We start from the raw sequence: 1,966 nt of genomic DNA on the forward strand, positions 1-1,966 counted from the left end.
GACTTTCAGGATACGGAAAAATGCGGCTACAGCCGCTGAACAGGTTCGGACGCTGGGGAGTATTTCAGCAGCCTGCTAGAGACCAAGTTCATGCAAGACAGCTTTGCTGGTGACACCCGAACGTTGGCACAACCTACGTTAAATATTGGGCTGATACGCGCTGCTTTGACGCCAATGCCGCCCCCAGCAGAACAATCTCGCATCGTCACCCGCGTCACCGCCCTGCGCCGCCTGTGCGCCGACCTGCGCCAGCGCCTGGCCGAACGCGAGGCAGTGCAGGCCCGTCTGGCCGAGGCACTGGTGGCCTCTGTGGCGTAATCACCCCACCACCCTGTCTAAAATTACCACCATGGTAAAAATGGTCGTCGTTTCAGAGTACAGTCTGAATCCTCCCGAAGACGGGCAGGGGCGCGTCAAGATCGCCAACGGGCCTTTGTACGAGCTCGCCAGGGTTCAGAAGCTGGCGGCGGCCGGAGGTCTGAACACCTGGACAGATCGATGCGACAAGGCGGTGTATGAGCTGTTTGCGGGTGACCTGGATGCGGTGGCCTCTCTTCTGGCGCATTTGCGCCCAGCGCACTACCGAGACTCTGAGTGGTGTACCAACGGCCGCAATGCACTGGCTGCTTGCGATGCCTACGCTCTGCAGCGTGTGGAATGGGTAGCCACAGCGGGCAGAGAGATGGGTGTTGATTATTTTTTGAAGTTTGCGGTAGGCAAGGCGGGGCAACTGTTGTTGCTGGTGTCGTGCCACCTGTCCTGAAGGAGAGCCGTCATGGAAAACAAGGCGCTGTGCGCCATTTGCGGCGAAGGCCACGTCACTGCGCAGACACGCGAGGTAGAGACGGAATACAAAGGCACCAAGGCATTGCTGCCCATGCACTACCAACTGTGCGATACCTGCACATCGGACTACGCGGGCATGGCGGAGTCGAAATTGAACAAGCGCATCGTGATGGCGTTCCGCAAGCAGGTGGATGGCTTGCTGACGGGCGCTGAAATCACGGCACTGCGCAAGCAATACCAACTGACCCAGGCACAAGCTGCCAAGTTGTTTGGCGGGGGCCCGGTGGCATTCAGCAAGTACGAAAACGATGATGTTGCCCAGTCGGAGGCCATGGACACGCTGCTGCGTTTGGTACGCCGCAGCCCAGCGGCTTTTTGGGCGCTGGTGGAAGAAAAGGGCTTGCAGACAGAGATTGCGAAGCCCCAGTCGCCGCTGCGCTCCATGAGCAAAGTGGTTTCCATTACTGCGGTGCGCGCCGAGGTGGGGAGCCCCGATCCGAGCTACAACCCCCGCGAGTTCCGCCGCCGCTCATTCAGCCATGGAGCCGTGCCATGCCTGCAGTAAACACACCGCGCCCCACGCTGCGCAGCTTCCGTGTGCTGGGGCTGAGGGGCAAAAACAAGGGTGACGCGGCCGGGGCAAAGATGCGCTTGACGGTGCAGCAAGAGATCGAGGTCGGTTTGGCAGTACCCAACACGCCGAAGGCACCGCTGATGGTGGGGGTGGTGATCAAGCTGGACGCCACTGCTACCAACGAGGCAGATGCAAGCGACATCGCGACCTGCGCTGCCGAGTACGAAGCCCGATTCATCTATGCACCGGGCTTGGAAGAGACGGCGGCCAATGCCTTGCTGGATGACCGTGACTACCAATATGCCCTGGTCGCCCAGGCCTTCCCTCTGGCGATGACCCATTTCCGCCGCGAGCTGCAGTCCATGGGGCTGGATGCGCGGGAGCTGCCGCTGGGGTTGCCTTACAACTGAAGGCTTTGCAGGCGGCGTTCAACGCACGGAGCCTCAACAGACAAAAGGGCCAGCAAGGCAAACTTGCTGGCCCTTCTTTGCGTGCGCCCAGCATGGGCGCACTCCTACGGGTGCAAGTCCCGTCGTAAGTTGGTCACAACGAACGAAGCGAAGCGCAACTGCATGAGGGCGACCGAATGTGGGGAGGAAGCGTGGA

The 1,966-nt window shown here is 60.5% G+C and carries 4 protein-coding genes; all 4 read left to right on the top strand.

From position 1 onward, the window contains the following. Nucleotides 1–174 precede the first annotated feature (174 nt). Genes ACOQFS_RS00015 through ACOQFS_RS00030 form a run of 4 tightly spaced genes read left to right on the top strand, consistent with a single transcriptional unit; the run spans nucleotide 175 to nucleotide 1,770 of the window. Entirely contained in the window at nucleotides 175–318 is a 144-nt protein-coding gene (locus ACOQFS_RS00015; protein WP_421560933.1) for a hypothetical protein, read from the top strand. Nucleotides 319–349: 31 nt separating this feature from the next. After that, entirely contained in the window at nucleotides 350–763 is a 414-nt protein-coding gene (locus ACOQFS_RS00020; RefSeq protein ID WP_421560934.1) for a hypothetical protein, read from the top strand. 12 nt (nucleotides 764–775) lie between these two features. Next, the gene (locus ACOQFS_RS00025; protein ID WP_421560935.1) at nucleotides 776–1,351 is read left to right on the top strand and encodes a type II toxin-antitoxin system MqsA family antitoxin; all 576 of its coding nucleotides are present in this window, start codon (nucleotides 776–778) and stop codon (nucleotides 1,349–1,351) included. Then, a complete protein-coding gene (locus ACOQFS_RS00030) occupies nucleotides 1,339–1,770 on the top strand; it encodes a hypothetical protein (RefSeq protein ID WP_421560936.1) in 432 nt (143 codons plus the stop codon). The genes ACOQFS_RS00025 and ACOQFS_RS00030 overlap by 13 nt, the downstream gene beginning before the upstream one ends. The last annotated feature ends 196 nt before the right edge of the window (nucleotides 1,771–1,966 follow it).

Source organism: Paracidovorax sp. MALMAid1276, from assembly GCF_049198005.1.
Classification (GTDB): domain Bacteria; phylum Pseudomonadota; class Gammaproteobacteria; order Burkholderiales; family Burkholderiaceae_C; genus Acidovorax.

What these genes read in the sequence shown, in the direction of transcription:
- ACOQFS_RS00015 (WP_421560933.1), top strand. Translation starts at nt 175, where the DNA reads ATGCCGCCCCCAGCAGAACAATCTCGCATCGTCACCCGCGTCACCGCC.
- ACOQFS_RS00020 (WP_421560934.1), top strand. Translation starts at nt 350, where the DNA reads ATGGTAAAAATGGTCGTCGTTTCAGAGTACAGTCTGAATCCTCCCGAA.
- ACOQFS_RS00025 (WP_421560935.1), top strand. Translation starts at nt 776, where the DNA reads ATGGAAAACAAGGCGCTGTGCGCCATTTGCGGCGAAGGCCACGTCACT.
- ACOQFS_RS00030 (WP_421560936.1), top strand. Translation starts at nt 1,339, where the DNA reads ATGCCTGCAGTAAACACACCGCGCCCCACGCTGCGCAGCTTCCGTGTG.